25 protein-coding genes and 1 pseudogene are annotated in these 23,380 nt (G+C 33.2%); 8 read left to right on the forward strand and 18 right to left on the reverse strand.

Going from position 1 to position 23,380, the window contains the following annotated elements; translation table 11 throughout:
* Positions 1-83: 83 nt before the first annotated feature.
* The 9 genes from NBX25_RS14920 to NBX25_RS14960 all read right to left on the reverse strand — a co-directional run bounded on the left by NBX25_RS14920 (position 84) and on the right by NBX25_RS14960 (position 8,671).
* A complete protein-coding gene (locus NBX25_RS14920; RefSeq protein ID WP_123911555.1) occupies positions 84-713 on the reverse strand; it encodes a response regulator transcription factor in 630 nt (209 codons plus the stop codon).
* Between the two features lie 2 nt (positions 714-715).
* Positions 716-3,046 (reverse strand): tetratricopeptide repeat-containing sensor histidine kinase, encoded by a 2,331-nt coding sequence (locus NBX25_RS14925; RefSeq protein WP_250254208.1) that lies wholly within the window; start codon positions 3,044-3,046, stop codon positions 716-718.
* A 74-nt stretch (positions 3,047-3,120) separates the two neighbouring features.
* Positions 3,121-3,885, reverse strand: coding sequence for a hypothetical protein (locus NBX25_RS14930; RefSeq protein ID WP_250254209.1), 765 nt, complete (start codon positions 3,883-3,885; stop codon positions 3,121-3,123).
* Position 3,886: 1 nt separating this feature from the next.
* Positions 3,887-4,339 (reverse strand): hypothetical protein, encoded by a 453-nt coding sequence (locus NBX25_RS14935; RefSeq protein WP_250254210.1) that lies wholly within the window; start codon positions 4,337-4,339, stop codon positions 3,887-3,889.
* Positions 4,340-4,368: 29 nt separating this feature from the next.
* Positions 4,369-5,073, reverse strand: coding sequence for an SMI1/KNR4 family protein (locus tag NBX25_RS14940; protein WP_250254211.1), 705 nt, complete (start codon positions 5,071-5,073; stop codon positions 4,369-4,371).
* A 176-nt stretch (positions 5,074-5,249) separates the two neighbouring features.
* Positions 5,250-5,633 carry a hypothetical protein gene (locus tag NBX25_RS14945; RefSeq protein WP_123911559.1) on the reverse strand — a complete coding sequence of 128 codons (384 nt, stop codon included), beginning with the start codon at positions 5,631-5,633 and terminating at the stop codon, positions 5,250-5,252.
* A gap of 31 nt (positions 5,634-5,664) precedes the next feature.
* A complete protein-coding gene (locus tag NBX25_RS14950; RefSeq protein ID WP_250254212.1) occupies positions 5,665-6,117 on the reverse strand; it encodes an SMI1/KNR4 family protein in 453 nt (150 codons plus the stop codon).
* 25 nt (positions 6,118-6,142) lie between these two features.
* Positions 6,143-6,670, reverse strand: coding sequence for a hypothetical protein (locus tag NBX25_RS14955; RefSeq protein ID WP_250254213.1), 528 nt, complete (start codon positions 6,668-6,670; stop codon positions 6,143-6,145).
* A 519-nt stretch (positions 6,671-7,189) separates the two neighbouring features.
* Entirely contained in the window at positions 7,190-8,671 is a 1,482-nt protein-coding gene (locus NBX25_RS14960; protein ID WP_250254214.1) for a hypothetical protein, read from the reverse strand.
* 271 nt (positions 8,672-8,942) lie between these two features.
* Here NBX25_RS14960 and NBX25_RS14965 point away from each other — a divergent pair, with 271 nt between their 5' ends.
* From NBX25_RS14965 to NBX25_RS15000, 8 genes are all read left to right on the forward strand, one after another.
* Positions 8,943-9,524, forward strand: coding sequence for a hypothetical protein (locus NBX25_RS14965; protein WP_250254215.1), 582 nt, complete (start codon positions 8,943-8,945; stop codon positions 9,522-9,524).
* A gap of 322 nt (positions 9,525-9,846) precedes the next feature.
* Positions 9,847-10,404, forward strand: a complete 558-nt coding sequence (locus tag NBX25_RS14970; protein ID WP_250254216.1) for a hypothetical protein — start codon at positions 9,847-9,849, stop codon at positions 10,402-10,404.
* Between the two features lie 124 nt (positions 10,405-10,528).
* Complete coding sequence (locus NBX25_RS14975) at positions 10,529-12,298, forward strand: DUF8728 domain-containing protein (RefSeq protein ID WP_250254217.1); 1,770 nt, start codon at positions 10,529-10,531, stop codon at positions 12,296-12,298.
* 93 nt (positions 12,299-12,391) lie between these two features.
* Positions 12,392-12,589: a 50S ribosomal protein L35 gene (gene rpmI / locus NBX25_RS14980; protein WP_002979658.1), complete on the forward strand. Its 198-nt coding sequence runs from the start codon at positions 12,392-12,394 to the stop codon at positions 12,587-12,589.
* A 119-nt stretch (positions 12,590-12,708) separates the two neighbouring features.
* Positions 12,709-13,053 (forward strand): 50S ribosomal protein L20, encoded by a 345-nt coding sequence (rplT, locus tag NBX25_RS14985; RefSeq protein ID WP_034694451.1) that lies wholly within the window; start codon positions 12,709-12,711, stop codon positions 13,051-13,053.
* 309 nt (positions 13,054-13,362) lie between these two features.
* Positions 13,363-14,544, forward strand: coding sequence for a M20/M25/M40 family metallo-hydrolase (locus NBX25_RS14990; protein ID WP_250254218.1), 1,182 nt, complete (start codon positions 13,363-13,365; stop codon positions 14,542-14,544).
* Positions 14,545-14,613: 69 nt separating this feature from the next.
* Positions 14,614-15,792: a M28 family peptidase gene (locus tag NBX25_RS14995; protein ID WP_250254219.1), complete on the forward strand. Its 1,179-nt coding sequence runs from the start codon at positions 14,614-14,616 to the stop codon at positions 15,790-15,792.
* Positions 15,793-15,981: 189 nt separating this feature from the next.
* On the forward strand, positions 15,982-17,154 hold the full coding sequence (locus NBX25_RS15000; RefSeq protein ID WP_250254220.1) for a M28 family peptidase: 1,173 nt from the start codon (positions 15,982-15,984) through the stop codon (positions 17,152-17,154).
* Between the two features lie 179 nt (positions 17,155-17,333).
* Here NBX25_RS15000 and NBX25_RS15005 read toward each other — a convergent pair whose 3' ends face one another.
* From NBX25_RS15005 to NBX25_RS15040, 9 genes and pseudogenes are all read right to left on the reverse strand, one after another.
* Positions 17,334-17,813 (reverse strand): RHS repeat-associated core domain-containing protein, encoded by a 480-nt coding sequence (locus NBX25_RS15005; RefSeq protein WP_123911569.1) that lies wholly within the window; start codon positions 17,811-17,813, stop codon positions 17,334-17,336.
* Positions 17,806-18,309, reverse strand: a complete 504-nt coding sequence (locus NBX25_RS15010; RefSeq protein WP_250254221.1) for a hypothetical protein — start codon at positions 18,307-18,309, stop codon at positions 17,806-17,808. The genes NBX25_RS15005 and NBX25_RS15010 overlap by 8 nt, the downstream gene beginning before the upstream one ends.
* A 612-nt stretch (positions 18,310-18,921) precedes the next feature.
* Entirely contained in the window at positions 18,922-19,254 is a 333-nt protein-coding gene (locus tag NBX25_RS15015; RefSeq protein WP_250254222.1) for a hypothetical protein, read from the reverse strand.
* Positions 19,255-19,523: 269 nt separating this feature from the next.
* Positions 19,524-20,333: an RHS repeat-associated core domain-containing protein gene (locus tag NBX25_RS15020; RefSeq protein WP_250254223.1), complete on the reverse strand. Its 810-nt coding sequence runs from the start codon at positions 20,331-20,333 to the stop codon at positions 19,524-19,526.
* Positions 20,334-20,718: 385 nt separating this feature from the next.
* On the reverse strand, positions 20,719-21,273 hold the full coding sequence (locus NBX25_RS15025) for a hypothetical protein (protein WP_250254224.1): 555 nt from the start codon (positions 21,271-21,273) through the stop codon (positions 20,719-20,721).
* Positions 21,274-21,949: 676 nt separating this feature from the next.
* A pseudogene (locus tag NBX25_RS15030) lies at positions 21,950-22,138 on the reverse strand (RHS repeat-associated core domain-containing protein); the annotation flags it as partial.
* 114 nt (positions 22,139-22,252) lie between these two features.
* A complete protein-coding gene (locus NBX25_RS24905; RefSeq protein WP_502799762.1) occupies positions 22,253-22,720 on the reverse strand; it encodes an RHS repeat-associated core domain-containing protein in 468 nt (155 codons plus the stop codon).
* Positions 22,721-22,739: 19 nt separating this feature from the next.
* A complete protein-coding gene (locus NBX25_RS24910) occupies positions 22,740-22,922 on the reverse strand; it encodes a hypothetical protein (RefSeq protein ID WP_502799763.1) in 183 nt (60 codons plus the stop codon).
* 27 nt (positions 22,923-22,949) lie between these two features.
* On the reverse strand, positions 22,950-23,380 hold a 431-nt coding region (locus tag NBX25_RS15040; protein ID WP_250254225.1), incomplete at its 5' end, for a hypothetical protein.

Below are 23,380 nucleotides of genomic sequence, written 5' to 3' on the forward strand. Positions count from 1 at the left end.
TAGGCCCATAGATTTTGAAGTAATTATACATCTGTGGGAACTCATCTTTAGGCTCCCACAGATTGCACTACCTTATAAATAGATTATTCGATAATCAGACCGTACTCTATGGCCAGTTTAATGGCTGAACTAAGATTAGAAGTCTGAAATTTTTCAATAAGATTTTTCCGGTGACTTTCTACAGTGTGTGGGCTGATAAAGAGTTTTTCTGCCATTTGATTAGTGGTCAATCCCTTTGCTGCTTCGGCAAGGATTTCCTTTTCCCTGCGGGTTAATTTAGGAACCTGGTTCAATCCATCAGATGATTTTTTCTCTAAAACAGATTGAGTTTGCGAGCATAAAAATTGATTACCGGCATATACCGTATGAATCCCTTCCAGGATTTCTGAAACCGAAGCGTTTTTTTGAATATAGCCTAAAGCACCTTCAGCTAAAGTACTATTAATAACAGGCAGCTCATTATGAACACTCAGCATGATAATCTGGAGATTCTCATACTTTTTCTTTAAAGGCTTTATGAGTTCGATGCTGTTAATGTCTACTAAATTGATGTCTAACAACAAAATATCAACCGCCTGTTTTTTTAAGCCGGCATTCATCTCTGAAACGTTTTTGAAACAATCTACAACATCTATACTCTCGTTATTTCCTAAAATATTCTTCAGCCCTTCTAATAGAAGTGGATGATCGTCTGTGATGGCTACTTTTATCATGTTTAATGAGTAGGTATTTGAAGTTCTATACTGGTACCAATATTCAATTGGGACGTGATATTCATCGTTCCTTTTAAAAACTGGACTCTTGATTCTATATTATGAAAGCCCGCTGTTTTTCTAAAATCCAGGTTAGCGAGGTCAAAACCTTTTCCATCATCCTCTACAGTAAGATGTAATATATTTTCTTCTTCACTGATCTGAATAATAATTTCAGAGGCTTTAGCATGTTTTATGGCATTGTTGACCAATTCCTGAATAACTCTGTAAATAAGCAGCTGCTTTTCTTCTGATAAAGAATTACCATAATTAATAAACTCCGTATGGATATGTAATGCACTATTGGACATTCGGGAAGCAAACTCCTGAATGGCGGCTACCAGACCGTATTTCATTAATAAATCAGGCATTAAATTATGAGCTACCCGTCTCAGCTCTTCTACAGCTCCATCAATCTGGTTAATCGATTTAGAAATTCCTTCCTCTATATTTTCGGATTGATGAAGATCTAAAATAGACAACTGGAGTTTGGTTCCTGAAAGCAATCCTCCTAATCCGTCATGAAGATCACGGGCTAAACGGCCACGTTCCTGTTCCTGCCCTTCAAGCAATGCCGTTAGTGTAGATATTTTGGAGTTTTGCTTCTCTTTTTCTATAGCTAGAGCATGCAGTTCATCTCTTTGTTTAATTGATTTTACACGTTGTTTATAGGCATACAGTAACAGGAATATTAAAACGATGAAAATAACAATAAAAACAATATAGTAGGTATTGATCTTTTCCTTGAATGCCAACAGTTTTTTATAGCTGTTAATATCGTTGTTCTTTTGTTCGGTTTCTAACTTTGCCAAACGGAGTTGCTGCTCTTTTTTTTCTGACTCCAGCTCAGAAAATTTCAATCGTTCGCGCTGATTTTCTTCCACCAGTTTTAAGTTATTATAAACTTGTTCACGCTGCGCACGCAGGATGTTGATAAGCTTAATTTGTTGTGCTTTTTTATCGCTTTCCAGCTGCAGTTTTATATATTTCTGTTCCTGTCTTTCTTTTTCAAACTGGGATTCTAATCTTTTGGTGATATCCAGTTTGTCCTGATCATATACACTTTTATATTTATCAACATAACTTTTATAATACGTCAGTGCTTCTTTATAATTCCCCTGTTCTTCGCTAACACGGGATAGTGATTCAAGAATAGAAAGTTCAATATTATGATCCCTGACAGGACTTTTCCCAATTTCCATAGAGGCTTTCAGAAAATAAGATTTTGCTACATCATAATTTTTATCCTGAATGGCCAGCTCTGCCAAAATTCCAAATGAAGAAGCGATATGAATAGGATCTCCGGTTTCCAGACTTATCTTATTAGCTAATTGGGCATATTGCATTGCCTTGTCTGGGTTAAATTCTGTATATAAATTGGCTAAATTAATAGCTGCATAAGAAAGATTGCTCTTGTTGACCATAGACCCCTTATTTTTATTGAAAGTGGTAATAGCCTGCAGATAATACTGTTCTGTTTTGTTTCTCAACTGTATATCTGATGGGTTTTGAGCATATTTTTGTTCATACATATAGCCCATTCTCATATAGGCATCGAAAATCAGATTAGGGTCATTTTGTTTGGAGGCTAACAACAGAAACTGTTTACTGTATTTTTCTTCCAATTGATATTCGTTCAGGTCAGCATAAATCGCGGATAGTTCTTTGGCTGTATTTCCATATCTTCCGTACAGTGTAGAAGTCGTAGGTGAATTTTCATAATAATTAATAGCTTTCAGGTAAGCAGCTACAGCATCGGTGACCTTGTTATTACGGGTAAGAATCCAGCCTCGTGCATACTCCAGATATCCTTTTGCTTCGTTACTATTTGTTTTTAAACTATACACCTTACCCATTTCCAGGCTTTTTGAAGATTCTGCATCTTTGTTATCAAGTCTGTAATTCATGGCCTGGACGGCATATAAAATAGTGGCATATTTTCCATCAGGCATCTTTGTGGCCACAGAAATATTATTGGCTAATATCTGGTAAGATTTCGGTTTAAAATTATGGAAGAATAAGGCAGTAGCATATTTGGGAGCCAGGCTCAATTGCTCTGTAGTTTGGTTGGAAGCATTGTTATACTCCTTCTCTAATTTGCTTAAAACCTCTTGTGCCTGAACAAAAAACGGACAAATCAACACCGTCAATATAAATAACAATCTGTACCTCAAACCCTTCTCTTTATTAAGTTTTATTGTAGTAAAGAACGTAAATATAAGTAAAATACTTCTACTCAATTTTGAAACGACGTCATTCAATAAAAGAGTTTCATTTCGGAAGATTTTTTTCATTTTTTAAACACCGCATCTTTACTTAAATCCTTGTCAAGGTTTAAAACCTTGATAAGGATATGCTATTTAACAGGTTAAGTGTATTCTAAACAAATGACCGCTTTTTTAAGTTCTTTGTCATAAAATAAAAATACTTGGTCTGCTGAATTTTGTTGAAAATCATAGCCTTCCAAACATGCAATATAATCCATCAGCGTTCCGTCAGGTTTAAAGGGTTTTTCAATGAGGTTTTCACCTCCGAAATTGCATTCTTCTAAGGGGAGCGAATTAATATTAAGTTCTTCAAAAACACCGAAAATCTTATTTTGTAAACGTTCCTCTGCATATTCTGAATCATTATCTTTCTCCAGATCTTCAACTGTAAGCTTACGTAAACGCTCTAAGCGGCGAATGTCATAAACCTCTAAGCCCGGACGATTGAAATCTTTGTCATAAAGCTTATTATGTTTTTGGTAATATTCTTTTTTCAATTGATACATTGCCTCATTCATATTGTATTCAATCTCTAAATCCGAATAACTGTTTCCATAATCTTCCGGAGAGATTTTGGTATATGCAGAAAAATAATTCCAGTCTGCATCAAATTTGTATTTACCGTCAATCACATCAAAACCAAACATATCTGCTTTGGTATATTTTGTATGATATTCCGGTTTGTCTTCTCCAACGCAACCATCATAAATTTCCTTTACAGAAACGATATGCAGCCATTGATCTTCTGATGAATTGATGATTTTTAAATTAATTGAACAAATCGGAAGAAAATACTTTTTGTGATTCTCTATATCATCATAAAATACCTCTTCGTATTCCGGGAAAATTTTTATTAAATCTGTCATTTTATTTTCTTATAAGCTGTAGCTGACCTTCTTTTTTTACAAGATCGAAAGTCATGGTTTTTGATGCTTTTAAAATCTTTGTGGGAGTATCACAGAACTCAGACTTCCTAATACTATCCACTTCCATTTGTATTTGGTTCTTTTCTGTGAAATAATACTTTCCGTATACTCCTGTAAAACAATCGTTTCCACATTGCCAGGAATCATAACTATTGAAATGCTCTTCATCTGAAAAGTTTACCCCATGAAAGTTGAAAATCAAGGTAGTATCTCTTGGAGACATATAGTAGGTTTTTCCGCCATCGGGAGTAATAAGCCCTCCTTCCTTCACGATCCACTGCGTATTTTTCAGATAATTGGGAAAATCCGTTTTTTTTCTTTCCGGCTCTTTACAACTGAAGATCATTATCCACAAGGCACTCAAAAATAGGATCGTAAAATTCTTTTTTATCATTACGTTTCTATATTACTTATTCAACTATTTTATTCCCAATAATTAAATTTTGTATTTAATTTTTCAAAAGCAATTTCCTTATTAATCATTTTTTCAAGTTCATCAAAAGTCAACATACCTTCAGCTTTAAATTCACCACCATTAGACACTTTATAGGTATATTCAAAAATATCACGTGTATAAATATCTTCCAAAATTTCAACCTGTTTTGGGGCTAAATATTTCCGGTGGGTGTTTAATTGGTTTTGTAGAAGGATCTTGATTTCCTCTTCAGAATTCCCTTCAAACATAGAATATTCATCCATTTCTGTCAAAGATTCTAAAAGTTGTCTAAAGATAAAATCCTGAAGATTTTTAGCTAGAATTTCAGCATCAGAATCATGCCCCAAAAAAGTAATGGGAACTTCACCATTGGTTTCCATATCCAATTGAAAAACATACAAATCCCCCGCCCCATTTTTTGCAAAAGGAACCATCCTGTATTTAGGATTGATATCATATACTTCATGGTTAATAATCTCCCTGATTCCGTTCTGATAAACGATTGGATCCCAGATTTCGATATCGTTTCCAAACAAAAGCAAAGGCGGATTTTCTTTTAAAGCAGGAAAAACATTAGTGTACCAACCAGGTCCTTCTACACCCCAATCGAGCATTTTATCAGTATATAACTTTTTATAGAGTTCAGGATAGGTGAAATTATATTCTTTTTCTAAATCTTGTAAAGTATTCATATCTATTCTTAAACAGGTTTTTCAAATATTTTGGGGATTTCTCAAGCTATTTCGTAGCTGTCTTTTAATGTTATATCCTATTTATATTTTTATATTGCAAAAAATCCTGTGGCTGAGCCAGCCAAAATAATTCTAAAACAGTAGCTTCACTGAATAAAGGACTTCCTAATTACATTTTATTTCTTTATTACAATTTCATCGCTTCCAAAATCATTTTCCAGCCATCCATGAAATCCCATACACATTCCATCACCATCAATGGTGTTCAGTTCTTCTATTATTTCATCTTCTTTATACAGGACAATATGAGATTCTAAGGCTAAACGATAGTTTTCATTTTCTAAAGGATTAAAAATTCCGTCCATTTGCATCATCATTCCATAAATTGTATTGTCGATGGTTTTTAGATGAGCTTCACGAAGTGTTTCATCTATTTCTGTCGGGATTTTCCCAATGGCATATTTCCTAATATTTTCAAAGATAATATATCCTGCTCCATGCTGCATCCACAGTTCACGATCACGTTCATCTGATGGTGGGTTTGCTAATTCTTTTTTCATATTATTAATAGATAGGTATGTTGAGTTTCGTTTAGTATTCTTCAATAAGAGCATTCCACTCCGTTAAAAGGTAATTCTCAAAACTGGGATACAATGTTGAACTCCTGTTTTTTGAGAGCATCTCATAATTGTATATAATTCCGCAGTGAGTATCTAAAACCAAAACATCAGAAGGGAAATTAGAATTGATAACCAAAAAATTATCTGGTAATTGAAACTCCTGACGGGCATAAACAGTAGCACCATAAAGTGTACAAACATCATTACTCAATGGGTTTTCCGGTAAAATTCCATTAGTGTACAGTAAATCGGAAACTCCACCCCCTCCAAACTCCAGGAGATAGGTTTTCAAAAAGACATCAAACTTCAACTGTAAGGCATGTTCTACTTTGCTGATATTTTCTTCTGAATTAGCCCCGTAAAATTTTGGTTTTTTCTCCAGTTTTTCAGCTTTTTTGATCAGTTCTTTAAATTGTTCAAGCATACTTTTTATATTAGTTTTAAGGTGCTTAGATCTTGGCAAAGAAATTAAAAGTTTGTTGAATAATAAGCTTTGGTTTTGTATCTGAAGTATCGTTGATTGGGTCTTCGTACAATTCAACTTTTATGATTTTAACACTATTCGGTATTTTGTAAATTTCATTTTTTATATAATTATACCCTTGTACATTGGCACTTTCTTTACCAGGATACTTTTTGATCTCAGCGTAATATCTCAATATAATCGTATTACCGGTTTGTTCTCCTTTTTCAAAACGTATTTTTCTTACCTGACGAATGGTATACCCACCGGAACTGATATTTCCCTGTATACGAAACTGTAGCGTTTCAGCATTTTTGGTAAGCATAAAAATCATCGGATTCAGTCGATCCGTAACCTCCATACGGGTCATGTAAGTATGATTTTTACCTGTTTCGGGAATTTCTTTTGTCACCCGTTGGGGTTCTGTATAAATGGGAGTCACCTGCAATTTCTCAGTATTGCTTTTACATCCCAATAATGCCAAAAGTGAAGTTAAAATCACGAAATGTTTCACCCTCTTGTCTTTAATAAATCTTCGAATTAAAGATAACGAAAGATGTTGAATCAAAATATCCCTGATAATAGTGGTTTTTTTGGCTTCAATTCGTCTGACCCTTTAATAGGTATAGGATTCATTAATGAAAGTAATATAAAAATAGAATGCAGCTAAACCTATCGCAATAATTCCAGAAATCAAAAACAAAAGAAAATAATAAAGCGGCTTCTTATTTTTCTTCCGGATAGAATTAATGATAAAAATAATGAGTGTACATAAAAACCCCGCTCCAAAAAAGAGGGTCAAAACAGTAATGAGTAATAGCCTTTCCAAATGTAAATCTACGGATGACAGCATATTTTAAATATTTAAGTTAAAATGTAATGGTTGGAAATTCGGAGCTGGAAGAAATAAGTCATGATGAACATAAGCAATAACAGTTGATCTTTAAAGGTAATTTAATCATATATTGTTAATGAATAAATTATAACCCAAAGAAACTTCCACCTTTTCTCTTCCAGCTTCCAGCAATATTTATCATTCTTTATATTCTTTTCCTGAATAAATATCAATATAATAATACATTGTTTGTCCTGAACGATCTTTAACACTCACTAAACCATCTGAATTAATAGATTTATACGCTTTTGATCCTATATTTTTTTTACTCTTATTGTCAAAAAGCATATACAAACCATCTTGCTCTTTTTGAAGCGCATAGATCTGTTTTTCGGTATCCAAAACTGAGATATCATGGTATTCAGGCCTGATCCCCCAGCTTTTTTCACCGCTATTCCACAAGCCCACGGTTCTCAATTGTTTTTCATTTTCAACACGGATCAGGTATGAATCATTCATGCCTGTATAGTAATTTATTTTTCCGAATTTCCAGTTTTTGTCAATGTATTGATCTGGTAAAATCATTTTTCTATCGGGCCACACCAGATTTCCGACCTGATCCAACACTTTAAAATCATAATTATCGATGGAATCTGCAACATTTCCTTCAGTATCAATATAAAGCCAATCATAAGCCCAAACATCATGATCGTAATTAAAAATACCCAGTAAAAAATACGGTGAATTGGTGATGGAATACACTAAAGAAGCCTTTTTAATAAAATCAATCTGTGAAGCTGTTGCCTTTTTAATTTCTTTAGGGAATACCTTTTCATATTGTGGAAAGGGGTAAACATCATTGGTTTTGCGATCTACCAAAAGCTTAGGAACTTCCGGTTCGTAACGTTCTTTATTAACTTCTTTCAGCATGATGGTTTCCTTCCCAAATAGGATTGAAAGTGCGTCTGTGCCCTTTAGGCCGTCGTGAATTGCTTTTTTTTGATTCAATCCATATATTGCAAAAGTTTCACTTGATCCTTTGATAAATCGTTTATTTTCTAACATCTCAGCAATATTATTTTCGATTTTATTGAGACGTTTTTTCTTGATTTCATAAAGAGTTCCATTCCAAAACACGTGATTTTCATCTACAGACATAAAATTGAGGTAATAATTATCTTCTAAATATGGAACATCTTCATGAAGCAAAACCTGTTGGCTTTCTAAAACACCAACCTTTATTTTATGGTAAGTCTGTTGTTTTTTGATGCCACTTCCCATAATATTCCAATCCCATTTCCATATAGGCATTTTCTTTTGGTATTCAATATCTTTTTTATACAATGTAAGCCCATTAATGACATTTAAATTGATTTCCTCAGTAGAAAAATCTAATACAATGTTTCCTCTTTCATCCACAACGGCGTATTCATTTTTTTCGTTGACAACAACAGCAAAACCTGTAGAAGTAAAAGGGGTTGCACTTTGGTATTTTTGATTATTGACAGGTTTCAAACTTATTCTATCTACGTAAACAAAGTTTCTATGTCCGATTAAAAATGGAACATTATTGATGGTCTTCATTTTTGAAGAAGTTAAGGTAGAATTATCTTTGGGTTCCTGTGTGCAAGCCGTAACCGATGCTAAGACAAAAAGGATACTGCATACTATTGTTTTCATCTTCTGAAGTTTATTCATCAATATTAGAGAGAAGTGAAGAATACTACAATCCCGATTATCGGCTATATTTTAGAAGATACTCGTCGGAATCTCATCTACTAAGGCTGAGAATCAACAAAGATCTTTTAAAATTTTTCAAGTCATAATTAAAATAACATTTAACTTTATTTGTTTTATTCCTATTAACAAAAGATTTAAAGCGTATTTATATATCTTCAATTAGTGATTTAATGTAAATAATTATTATATTTGCCGCGTTAAAAAATAACCTATGAAAACAAAATTAATGACTTTTTTAAGTCTTTCGATGCTATTGTCCTCTTGTGCTCAGGATGAGACCCGCGATGAGGTAATGCCAACTGCAAAACAAGTTGCTGTTAATGAAAATAATACCTCACGTATTGGTCTTACCAGTGTTAAATTCATCAAAGAATCCGGCCCTTTTCATCCGCAAGCACTAAACACAGAGGAGTCTCTTACGTTAGAGCACAATGGTAGTGTATATCGATTAATTATGCAGATGGATAACAATCTGGTTCTTTATAGAGAAAGACAAGGACATAGAACTGTACTATGGCATTCCAATACCCACAGGACTGATGTTGGAGGTCCAAGGCTTGTTGCACAAACCGATGGAAATCTGGTAATTTATTCTAGTAATAGTATTCCAGTTAATAGTATTCCAATCTGGAGTGCTGATACTACCGTTAACTATCATGTGGACAGTCCACACATTAAAATTCAGCTCTATTCAAGAACAGGAACTTTCATTCCTTCTGGATTCAGAATTAAAGTTATTCTTGGTGGAAATAATGAAGAAAGAAAGGATATAATTGTGGAAGATTTCTATTAATTATATAAAATACAGAGATATAAATGTTTCCCGTTTCTTATACAGAAGCGGGAAATTTATTTTTTATTTACTCTATCCCTGCAACACAAGAAGAAATTGTCCATAAAGATTTATTGGAGTTTTTTTTATCATAATTAAATTTCCCTACAATATTGGAAATCCATCATTGAATCCATATGTGTTTTTTACAAATAAACACTAAAAGGTGTTTTAAACAAAATCCACAAACCTCCATTAATACAACATTTTTTTTAAATAAAAACTCTTAAAACAGTGAATTATAATAAAGTTTCATTACATTTGCCGCGTCAAAAAATAACCTATGAAAACAAAATTAATGACTTTTGTAAGTCTTTCGATGCTTCTAACATCTTGTGCTCAGGATGAAACACGTGATAATGTAATATCAAGTGAAAAAACAGTTTCTGTAAATGAAAATAAAACCTCTCGTATTGGTCTTACCACTGTTGATTTTCTACAGGAGGTATATCACCCATCAGTATTAAATGCTGGGGAAGCTATTACTTTAGTGCAACGTGACAGAAAATACCAACTTATTATGCAGCCTGATAATAACCTTGTTCTATATATGACGAGGGATGGCTACACTTCTGTATTATGGAGCTCTAACTCCTATACCACAATGGGCAGCATGTCGAAACTGATTGCACAAAACGATGGAAATATGGTTATTTATAGAAATGGAATTCCTACTTGGAATACCAATAAAACGGTTAACTTTCATGTGAATGATCCACACATGAAGCTTCAGCTTTTCTCAAGAAAAGGAACACTTATTACTCCAGGATATAGAATGAAATTTGTGCTGGGAGGAAATAATCAGAATCTTAATGATGTCTTCCAAGTAGACTTCGACTAGATAAGTTTACATATAACAAAAGAACTACAGGTATTTTTTATCTGTAGTTTTTTTATATTTTCGTTATTTTGCAGTCGTGATCCTAAAAAGCTTAGGAAACGATTCGTATAAATACATATCAACCATGAGATTGGGATATTTATCCTTTTTTTTCATAGCAGCCATTATTTTTTCTCTTGGATGCTTTTATTACTTCCCTTTTTTTTCAGATGACAGTTTGATTTCATTACGGTATGCTCAACGCTTTATTGAAGGCAAAGGATTAACCTGGAATGATGGTCAACCCGTTGAAGGATACTCTAATCTGCTTTGGGTTTTAGGTGTGTCTGCATTGGGAAAACTGGGAATGGATCTTATTCTCGCAGCTAGAGTTTTAGGCATTGTATGCTCATTGGGAACCATAGGAAGTATTCTTTATTATTTTAGAAATAAGAATATCCCAAAAGAATATGTTTTTCTCGGAGTGGCACTGTTAGTAACTACTCCATGCTTTGCTGTCTGGGCCATTGGTGGTTTGGAACAGCCTTTATATGTGCTACTTCTGACCTTAATCTTAATTGAGGTTTCAAAGATCATTAATGATAAGAATTTCGCAACAATTTATCTTTTATCGTTTTGGTTAGGCCTATTAGCACTTACCAGACCAGACGGATTTTTATTTACTATACTTACCGCAGGATTTCTATTGGTAAGCTGTAGAAAAAACAAAAAGCAGTTCATTACCATAGGAATAGCTTCCGCTGTTATTCCATCTTTATTTTTATTGGGGCAACTTGCATTTCGTTATAGTTTTTACGGAGAACTGGTCCCTAATACTGCTTTGGTGAAGGTAAAAGTAACTATCCATCATATTTTACGCGGAGGTTTTTATAATTTTAAAGCTTTCTTCAGTACGCTACTGTTATCTGCATTAGGCTTAATATCTCTTTATTATCTTTTAAGAAAAAAGCTTCTTTTCGGATATTATTTATTATTGTTAACGGCTGCCTGGGTGGGCTATGTGACTTTAGTTGGCGGAGATATATTTCCTGCATTCAGACATTATTATGTTGTACTGATTCTCTTTGTTTTCTCTATTATTTTTGGATTACCTTATTTCCAAAAGCTCCATTTGACCTCAAAAAAAGTAAGCTTAAGTTTTGTTTTCCTTTTAGTAATAAATGCCTTTATTCAATTCTGGATTCCCGATAACCAACGTGCGATGGATGAAAGATGGGAATTCAGGGGAATGAAACTGGGGGAAACTTTAAAGAAAACATTTCCCAACACAACATTGGTTGCTGTAACTGCAGCAGGTTGTATTCCTTACTCGTCTGAATTACCTATCGTTGATATGCTGGGGTTAAATGATTATTATATCCCAAGGCATCCGCCTAAAAATTTCGGAAACGGATCTTTAGCCCATGAATTGGGTGATGCCAGTTATGTGATGAACAGAAATCCTGACCTTATTATTTTCCATATTGGAGGTGAACTCAACTTTAATATTGGCGATCAGCTGAAGGCTAATAAGGTTTTTAATAATAATTATATTAAGGTAAAAACAAAAGAAAAGAATCAGGAATATCAACTATTCTTTAATAAGTACGGGAAGAATACAGGTATTAAGAGCAATGGTAACCAATTAATTATTCCCGGATATCTGTTCCAGACTTCATCAGATAACCTCAGTGTATTTTCCGGAAATAAACTGGTAAAAACAATGGATAAAGGGAAGTCTTATACTCTATCTATTGATGATGTTCCCTCCGGAAATTGGAAAATAGCAGGATCAGAAGAGAAAAATGTAGATTTTAATGCCAAGATTTCCATGAAAAATGGACAATTAACAATTGAAATTACTCCGCAAAACCATATGTTTTTAGAAAGTATTGTTCTGGAAAGGGAATATTGAGATTTTTTTCGTACCTTTGCAAACTATTATTCCTAATGTCTTTAGGAAACCATAAACAGATATTGATAACAAAAACAATAAAAAAGCAAAACAATGCCAAAATTAAAAACGAAATCAGGTGCTAAGAAACGTTTTGCTCTTACCGGATCTGGTAAGATCAAAAGAAAAAACGCTTACAAAAGCCACATCTTAACTAAGAAAGAAACTAAGCAGAAGAGAAATCTTACTACTACTTCTTACGTAGCTAAAGTGGACGAAAAAAGTGTTCAACGTCAATTAGCAATTAAGTAGTTTTTATAAATCTATATTCGGTTTATAAGAATTCAAAACAAATTCAAAATTTTAACCCTGAAACGGTGCAAATAAGAGTAACATCAGTTGCCGCCCTTTTCAAAAAAACAATTTAAATTATGCCAAGATCAGTAAATGCGGTAGCTTCAAGAGCTCGCAGAAAGAAAATTTTTAAGCAAGCTAAAGGTTTTTTCGGTAGAAGAAAGAACGTTTGGACTGTAGCTAAAAACGCGGTAGAAAAAGCAATGCAATATGCTTACCGTGGTAGAAAAGAGAAGAAAAGAAACTTCAGAGCACTTTGGATCACTCGTATCAACGCGGGAACTAGAGAGCACGGAATGTCTTACTCTCAATTTATGGGAGCTCTTAAAAAGAACAACATTGAGCTTAACAGAAAAGTTTTAGCAGATTTAGCAATGAATCACCCTGAAGCTTTCAAAGCTGTTGTAGATCAAGTAAAATAATGTAGAACACTATTTTTGTTATCAATATAGTCCCGGGTTTTTGCCCGGGATTTTTTTATGTAAACATATCACCTTTTTACATTCACTTAAAAGGTTAGCATCTGATATTCACCCCTTTTATCCTCGATGTAAAAAAATAAGGCCGAAATGATATTTGAATGAAAATAAAATTAATGTTAAGAGTAAACGATATTACAAGATATATCATTATGAAAAAAATAATTAAATACAAACAAACAACATTGATTAACAAAATAAAATCGCGATTAATTCTTATATTAGCAATCGAAAAATAATCCAATTGAATAAATGAAAAAAATTGCTGTTTTTTTATTCACCTCTATAGCATTGCAGAACATTGCAGCCCAGAATTTCATCCAAGCTTATAAAACCAGAGCAGATATGGTTTCGCAAACCAATATTACGACCAATCTTACTGATTTTGAAAATCTGGGAGTGAAAACCACTGGATCAACGGCCAATACCAATGCTCTTAACTGGATAAAAAATAAGTATATCTCTTATGGCTATGCCGCAAGTCAGATTGAGGAAGATCCGTTCAGTTTTGGAAATACAAATTCTAAAAACCTGGTGATTACCAAAACCGGAACAGTATATCCTGATAAATATGTAATTATTTGTGGGCACTATGATACAATTTATGGACCCGGAGTAAGTGATAATGGCAGTGGTACTTCTATTCTTTTAGAGGCAGCCAGAATATTAAAAGATGTTCCTACTGAATACTCTATTAAGTTTATTCACTTTTCCGGAGAAGAACAAGGATTGAAAGGAAGTTACCATTATGCGGATTACATTGCTTACCAAGGAAATACACGTAAATTAGACATTAAGTTAGTCCTTAATATAGATCAGGTTGGTGGTCAATTGGGAAATAACAACAATACGATTGTATGTGAAAAAGACATCAGTGGAATGTCTGGGAATAATGCTGCATCAGCTACTGCCACGCAGGAATTAGCAGTATGTACCGGACTTTATTCCCCACTTCAGACTTTTACTTCTAATGCATATAGTTCGGATTATATCCCTTTTGAGGCTAAAGGTTACACCATTACCGGTTTTTATGAATATATCAGAAGTGAAAATGAACACAGTACAGCTGACACGTTTGCCAATATAGATCCTGTTTATGTCTTCAATGTAGGTAAAGCAGCTGTGGGGGCATTACAACATTTTGCTGTAGCTATTACAGCTAATAATATTCTGGGAACGCAGGACACCAGAGTTCAAAATTCATCTGAGAATGTAAACATTTACCCTAATCCAGCCAAAAACCTTTTAACGGTAGAGTTTCCGCAAAAGACTAATCAGTTCAATATTGAGATTTCCGATATGACCGGAAATATAGTGCTTCGTGCGGAGAATAAAAACAAAATAGATACTACCCCATTAAGCAATGGAGTCTACATGATCTCTATAAAAACAGATAGAAATCATATCGTTAAAAAAATAATCATTGACAAATAACCCATATATAATGATAATGAACTGACTTCAGTTCTTATGAAATATATTATTAGTCCTATACATCATACAATGAAAAAAATCACCTCCTTTCTGTTGATTGCTATAGCCTCCCATACGACGAGTGCGCAAAGTTTTATTCAGGCCTATCAAAACAGAGCGGATGCTGTTTCTCAAACGGATATTATCACCAATCTGCAGGAATTTGCCAGTTGGGGAGTTAAAAAAACAGGGACTCAGGCCAACGTAAATGCACTGACTTGGCTTAAAAACAAATATCTTTCTTATGGCTATACAGCCAGTCAAATGACTGAGGATACATTTCCTTATTCTAATACTACTTCAAAAAATTTAATCATAACCAAAACAGGAACAGTCTATCCTAATAAATATGTTATTATTTGTGGACATTTTGATACTATTACGGGGCCGGGGGTGAATGATAATGGAAGCGGAACTTCTATTATTTTAGAAGCGGCAAGAATTTTAAGAACAATTCCTACAGAATATTCTGTTAAATTTATTCATTTCTCAGGTGAAGAACAAGGGCTTTTAGGCAGCTATCATTATGTGGATAATGTTGTTTATCAAGGAAACAATCGTGTTCTGGATGTTAAAATGGTTTTCAATCTGGATCAAGTTGGTGGTGTGATGGGAAATATCAATAATACAGTGTACTGTGATGAAGATCAAGGCGGACTTCCCGGTAATAATGCTGCTTCTGCTGCTATAACTCAGGAGCTAAGGAATTGCACTTCTTTGTACTCAACACTTCAGACAGCTGTTGACCCCGCAGAAGATACGGATTATATACCTTTTGAAGAAAGAGGCGAAATTATTACAGGTTTTTTTGAGAGAATCAGAAGTTCTTTTCCACATACAGTTAATGACACTTTCGCCAATACTGACCCAGAATACATTTATAAAATCGGAAAAGCATCTGTGGGAGCATTACAACACTTTGCAGTTGCTGCTACACAAACTTTAGGAACCCAGGAACCTGTTTCAAAAAATACTCTAGAATCCATCAAGATTTACCCTAATCCTGCAAAGGATTTTATCAACATTGAATTTCCTGATTCTAAGACAAAGAATTTTAGTTTTGAGATCACTGATTTTGAAGGGCATTCCTTACTTAAAACAGTTAATGAGAAAAAAGTGAATATCTCAAGCCTTGAAAATGGAGCTTATGTTGGAATTGTAAAGAGAGGTGATCAGACTGTAGTAAGAAAGTTGATTGTAGCTAAATAAAGCATTTCCTCAAAAAATATTTAAATAGTAAACCCCTTTGAATTATTTCAGAAGGGGTTTTGTTTGATATAGTGGTAATATAGCCCTCTTCCCCTATTTTAAGATGAAATTTTATGGTATTCATAATATTTTAAACACTTTGTTGTGATTTATTTACTACATTCGCAATACCAATTAAAAATTAATTATATGAAAAGAATTACCACTCTTTTATGCACTTCATTGATTTTGCAGAGCATTAGTGCTCAAACTTTTATCCAGGCTTATAAAGACAGGGCTGATATGGTAACCCAAACTAACATTACAACGAATCTTCAGGATTTCGGTAATTTTGGAATTAAAAAGACCGGAACCCAAGCTAATACGAATGCTTTAAACTGGATTAAAAACAAATATCTTTCTTATGGATATACTGCCAGCCAAATTACGGAAAGCCCATTCACCTATGGTTCAGCAACCTCAAAAAACCTGATTATTACGAAAACCGGAACCCTTTATCCTAACAAGTATGTAATTATTTGCGGGCATTTTGATACCATTAACGGACCTGGGGTTAATGATAATGGCAGTGGTACTTCTATCATTCTTGAAGCTGCGAGGATATTACAAAATGTACCAACAGAGTATTCTATTAAGTTTATTCACTTTTCGGGAGAAGAACAAGGATTAATTGGAAGCTCACATTATGTTAATACTGTAGTCTATCAAAATGGGGTTCGTAAACTGGATATTAAACTTGTTTTTAATCTTGACCAGGTAGGTGGTGTAAAAGGAAATAATAATAACACGGTGTACTGTGATGAAGATCAGGGAGGTCTTTCGAGCAATAATGCGGCTTCAGCTGCAGTAACGCAACAACTCAGAAACTGCACGGCTTTGTATTCTCCGCTTCAAACCGCTGTAGACCCGGCAGCTGATACTGATTATATTCCCTTTGAGCAGAAAGGTGAAATCATCACCGGCTTTTTTGAAAGAATAAGAAGCAGTTTCCCCCATAGCTCCAAGGATACTTTTGCGAATGTAGATCCTGTGTATGTCTATAATATCGGGAAGGCCACGGTGGGAGCTTTACAACATTTTGCGACTGCTTCTACCACTTTAACCATGAATAAGACAGCATCACAAAACGGATTGGAAAATGTGAGGCTCTACCCTAACCCGGCTAATAATATCCTAAATATTGAATTACCAAATAAACCAGCAAATTTCAGTTTTGAAATCACCAATGTATCAGGAAGAACACTATTGAAAGTCAATAATGAAACAAAAATTAATGTTTCTACCCTGGAAAGAGGAGTTTATATAGGAATTTTAAAAGTGGGAGATCAGACGGTTGTTAAGAATATTTTGATTGAAAGATAAAACTATGTTTATAAAATGATAATAGACTAGAAAACAATAAACCACTACAAACGTAGTGGTTTTAAAATTTATCTGCGCAAAAATCTTTGACTTTGAGCAGTAGGCAGACAGCATGTCTTGCTCTCGTTGATGCTTTTCTTAAACAAACTAAGAATTTTATAAAATAACAAAGCTTATGTCTACCAATCTTGCCTTAGTGCTATCCCAAAGGAGAAGCAAAATATTAGAAAGACAAACAATAAACCATTTAAAATAAAGTTTAGCAACTTATTATTGTATTTATAAATCATATAAAAGTTAATTGCCAATAGAGCTATCACCAAAGGGGTAAATTCTAAAAAATAATCATATTGAGAATATAATAAAAGTACGGTATAAATTACTGAAATAATTAAAATTATTTTTGTGATTGTTTTCATCATTTTCTTTCTAAAATCTACAGCTTCAAGACCTTCTAATTCTCTTGCATCAACAACCCTATTTTCAGAAAAGTTATAATGGGATTGATAAGCATATTTTTCAGAAAGAAGATCTATATTAAAGAAACGACCTACATCCGGCATATAATTTCTCCAATTAAATGAGTAAAAACCTGTCTCTTGTAACTCTTGTCCTTGATACTTATAATTATTATACGTATTCCCACCAAAATTACAAATTTATTTTACCACTTTTCTTTCCCCATTTTTGGTACATTTGAAATTCATATACTTGTTCTAAACTGTAATTTGAAGTTTCAGAAATTGCTTTTTTTGTTTTAAGATTTAAAACTGAAAAACCGTCTTTAAATATCTCATTACCGTTTGCGAATTTTTTTTCTATTACAGACATACAAGGCAATCCAAGTGAATCATGAGGTGGTATAGAAATTGGGTTTAGAGCTTCAAAATTAATTTCAAAAGTATCTTTTTCGTAAATATGCTTATAATTTTTTTGAATATCTCTCAAAGAAACTTTGATTGTATCATCTGTAGAGTTTCCAAAAATTAAAAACGTTTCAACATTTTTGATTTTGGTGCTATCATTAATAGGATCATCACATATTAAATTTTGAAAAGAACTAATAGGATTGTTATATAGTTTCTGATGTTTTTCACATGAAATCAAAACAAAAATCAAAATTAATATAAAATAAGTACTAATTTTTAGGTCCATATGTTTTATAATTATATTGTGCCCCTGCTGGTGCGAGCGTCCCGCTCGTATCATCATAAATATACTATTTTTAATAACAAGAAGCCACCGAAAACGGGAGCTTCTTGAAATGTTTTTTGTTGGTCACGAGCCAGAGGCTCGCGCCAGCGAGGGGGCAGGACGAAATGAACAAACTGATGGGTGTTGATAGTGCTGTATTGGTGAAATTTACTCTGTTGGTTAAGTGATCTTTATATTGGAAAATATAAAAAAATCAAAATTCTTATTAAAGACAAAAACCATTGCAAAAATAGCAGTGGCATCTTTTATTTGTTCAAAGTAAAAAGACTTTGAACAACAGCGATTTTTATATATTTGATATTACTCATTCCATAAAATGCCAATCTTGTCTTAGTATTGCTCCAAAAGAGAAACAAATTATTAGAAAAATAATTAATAAACTATTTAAAATATAATTCAGTAATATACTATCGTATGTGTAAATCAAATAAAAATTAATTGCCAGTAAAAATATTACTAAAGGAACTAACTCTAAAAAATCGAAATCAAGGTATAAAAATATTACAGTAAAAACTGACGAAATAATCAAAATTATTTGTGGTAATTTTTTCATTATTGATTGGGTATTAATTCTCTTTTTACTACTTCCGTAACTTTCTTACTTAAATCATTATCTATGCTTCTATGATCTGATTTAGGAGCTAGAACATTGATTACTTTAGTTGTTTTATTATCTTCTGAAGTTGTCACTTTCTCACCACCATACAAGTTTTTTGTTTGACGATAATTAACGACTTTTGATACATTTTCAGATTTTATTTCTGTATCGGAAATAAAATCCATTATATCTAAAGTAACCATTAAATCCACTTTTAAATTCTTATTCTCATTTACTTTCTCTACAAGATTATCTCCACCTAAACTATGTCCTACCGCCGCTACCACACCATCAGGATGATTTTCATTGAAACTTGAAATTGTTGAGTTTATATCATTTTTTGTATTCTCATTTCGAGACGAGTCAAAAACTACAACTTTAGTGTTGGAATTAGATAGACTCTGTAAAGCGCCTAACCCTTGTTTATCAACTGTTCCATCACCTCTATTTTGAGCTTGTGTATGACCTGCTCTTGTATTACCTGACCAGCCTTGAACTACAACTACAAGATTTTGATACTTATCATTTTTTCTAAAATCTACAGCTTCAAGACCTTCTAATTCTCTTGCATCAACAACCCTATTTTCAGAAAAGTTATAATGGGATTGATAAGCATATTTTCAGAAAAAGGATCTATATTAAAGAAACGACCTACATCCGGCATATAATTTCTCCACTTAAATGAGTAAAAACCTGTCTCTTGTAACTCTTGTCCTTGATACTTATAACTGTATAATCCTCCAAAATTAGAAGTCCCAAACATTCCTGAGATATGGTTGAGTCCAAAAGGATAATAGTTATTCGTATCGGTAATTTCCAGAACCCCTGCGCTGTCTTTGGCAAAACTTACCCGGATATTGCCTAAGTGATCTTTATATTGGTAAATATAACGGTTTTCTGTGAAACTGTAAAAGCCTTCTGAAGTGGGTACAAAATCCAGTTTCCATGCTGGTGGATCTCCTATATTAGGAAAAGTTTTTCCGAGATTTCCGTAAGCCTGTTCTTCAAAAGCAGATTCGGTACGACAGGTCAGACAGAGTCCTCCACCCTCTCGGTATGAGTATTGGAAGCCATCCAAATAATCGGTCATACTGGTTCTAGCCGATCCTCTCGGAGGCCGGGTTGAATACGTTTTTCTTAGTTTGGTTCCATCTGCACGGTATAAATACATTAGGTTAGCATTAAATGGCTGGCCAATTATAGGATTTGCATTACTGATTGTGAAAGCATTGGGAAGGTTAAGGTGATTATAATCAATAGTATTCATCCCTTTATCTTTCATATTAATCATATTTCCATTTACATCATAATCTATTATATTATTTCCGCCTTCATACCCGGTATCATTCATTGCAGATTCTATCACCTGATTCAGGCGGTTTCCGGTATATTTATATTCAAAGTTATCTGTTAGAGCTACTCCTACAAAATCCAGCTTGGGCTTTATAAGAACAGGCTGCTTTTGAAAAGCAACCTGTTTATATTTAATCTAGCACGAGCAAGATGCTCGCGCCAGCGGGGGGACCTTTTAATCTTTTCATATCATTTCCAGATAGCTTGTCTCTGTTATGATCTATTGAATAACTATCTACACCATTGGGTGCGTCAAGCGCATTCGATTGATGTGGAGCTAGATTAAGTACAAAATCAACAACATTACTAGGATCCGCAAATTCATTTGCATTTTCTTTGATAAGTTCCAATAATCTTTCTGTATAGCCAGTTCCAAAAGCAGCTCCTCTACTGTGTATCTATAATAGATCGTTTTCATCATTTCCATTTAAAAATCTATACAATGTTACCTTTTCATTTGGATCTCCACATAATTTTAAATTACCTGTATGTGTATTATAGTAAGACTTTGTCATTTGTAGAACAACAATAATTACATTTTTAAGTTCATTTTGATATAAAATATAACTTGATTTTTTCTTTAATTTCTTTTGATTGATAACAAGCCTATTTAAATAATCTTTTGTATAATTCTTCATAGACACTAATTGACCCTTTATATTTAGATCTCCTGATAAAATAAAGTCACTGCTTACTATTATATCATCGATGGACATTGTAAAACATTTATTCTCGTGACATTTAATCAGACTACTAAAATTTAAATTGTTATCCTTAGTAATTAATGATATGTTTTTTGAAGTATCTATCTCATCATAACTTATTGTTTTTTTATTGTATAAGCTTTGATAGTTGAGATTGTTTCTATAAATAACTTTTATAATTTCAATATCTTGAGCAGAATAGAAAAGTGAACAAAATATAAGTCCTAAGTAATAAATTTTATTATACATCCTATTTTTCTTTAAAGCTTTTTTGTTTTAGAAAGTTTCCTTTTCCCGAATAATTACCACCAGTAACTATTATTCTAAATTGAGATTTACCTATTGTTCCTCCTGCAGTTGCATTATCTGAATTTAAATTATGACCAGATTTCACTTTTTTATATGCATCACCAAATATGGCTTTAGTATTAGAAAAGTTTGGACTAGACATTTTATCAAAACTACTAGAGTAATTCATTACACCATCGTCATTTTCTCCTTGCCCAAAAGTATGCCCCATTTCGTGGGCTCTTGTTTTATCAATTGCTACAGAGCTTTTGTTGGCAATGTATTTTCCTTGCTTGGTACCTCCTCCTCCTTGATTGTCGGAATGCTCTGCAGCAGCATCCGCACCTGCTATAGCACTAAACCAATTATTATATCCTGTGTCTGACAATTCTTTAACAGAATTTCCAATCGGATCAGCCGCAGCTAATTGATCTGCTGTTTTACCTTCAGACGCAACACTACCTTTTAAATCAAAGCTTACTGCATATTCTATACCATCTTCAGTTGTATAAGTTGCAGCTAATTTATTCCACGCAGCCAAAGCATTTTGATTTTTATCATAACCATCTTGGTTCTGATAATAATAATTTCCTTCTATCTTAATAGTTTTGTTTTTATGATCTATTTTCAATCCCCAATCCCTTCCATCAGGATCAATAAAACGTACGGGATTATTCGCTGTATACATCATTGGATTTAAATCGGGATGCTTCTCCGCCAACGGATCTATTACTCCCCATCTTCCAATATCCGGCATATACATTCTCGCTCCGTAATCATACATACCAGTCTCTTGCAACTCCTTTCCATTGTACTTATAATTATAACAACCCTAAAATGTAGGGTTGTTATAGTATTAAATCATTTACCTTGGGCTATGGGGCGCTTTTTGAACATAAAGCCCATACTTCCATTCTCAACTTTTTTATAATAATACAAGTTATCTATGCACTTTCTTGCCATAATCATCAAAATAAATAGTTACTTCTGCACTGCCTGTTTTCTTAGTTTCTGGTAACCCACCGTTTAGTGAAGCGTCTCTAAAAATATAATCATTATTTTTATCATTTATCATATCGGTTATATCGTTAAGGGACTGATTAACTTGATTAACCATTGAATTAATGTTTGCCACTTCTCTTTTCTGAGATTTGCTTAAGGAAACTTTTCCATTTTTATCCGTTGCAGACTGTGTTATCAGATTTTTTTGTGTTTGTAAATATGTTTTTCTCATGTTTAATCCCGTAGTAGTATGCTCTGCTTCTTTTTTACTCTTAGGATCATTTATTGTTCTCCCATCAGGATCAGTAAACCTTATTGGATTATTGATAGTATAATTATATGGAGTATATCTTCTATATATTTCTGACAGTGGATCTACAACACCCCATCTTCCTAAATCCGGCATATACATCCTAGCCCCATAATCATACATACCAGTCTCCTGCAGCTCCTTTCTCCCCTCCTATATGATTTAGCCCAAAGGGGTAATAGTTATTAGTATCTGTAATTCCAGGAATGCCTGCAGTGTTTTTGGCAAAGCTTACCCGAATATTTCCCAAATGATCCTTGTATTGGTAAATATAGCTAATTGATAATAAAAATACCACACAAATCCTTTTGTGTGGCAGCTTGGGTTATTTACAATTTATTTTAGGAGGTTGAGTTATAGAAATATTTGATGTAATTTTCTTATATCTAGTTAAATCTTTCATACAAAAAAAATAACTAACTCCTTTCTTCTTATCATCTATATTGTATTCAATAACATCTGTATTATATTCAATCAATCCATATTGTCCTAATTTATTAATTACTGAAGAATCTAATTTATCTTGACTATTATCATTCCAATAAAATATTTTACCATTATATTCTACATATTTTGTAGGCAACCTATTTAAAGGCTTATCATTTTCTATATAAAATTTATTTGCATTACCAATAATATTTACTTGGATAATATTCTGATCTATATTTTTGTAAGAAACCGAAAAAATTTTATCATATTTTAGTAATGATGAAGTTTTATAAAAGTCATCTATAGCTTTCTTTACAGGGGTATTAT

The sequence above is a fragment of the Chryseobacterium sp. Marseille-Q3244 genome (assembly GCF_940807095.1).
GTDB lineage: Bacteria > Bacteroidota > Bacteroidia > Flavobacteriales > Weeksellaceae > Chryseobacterium.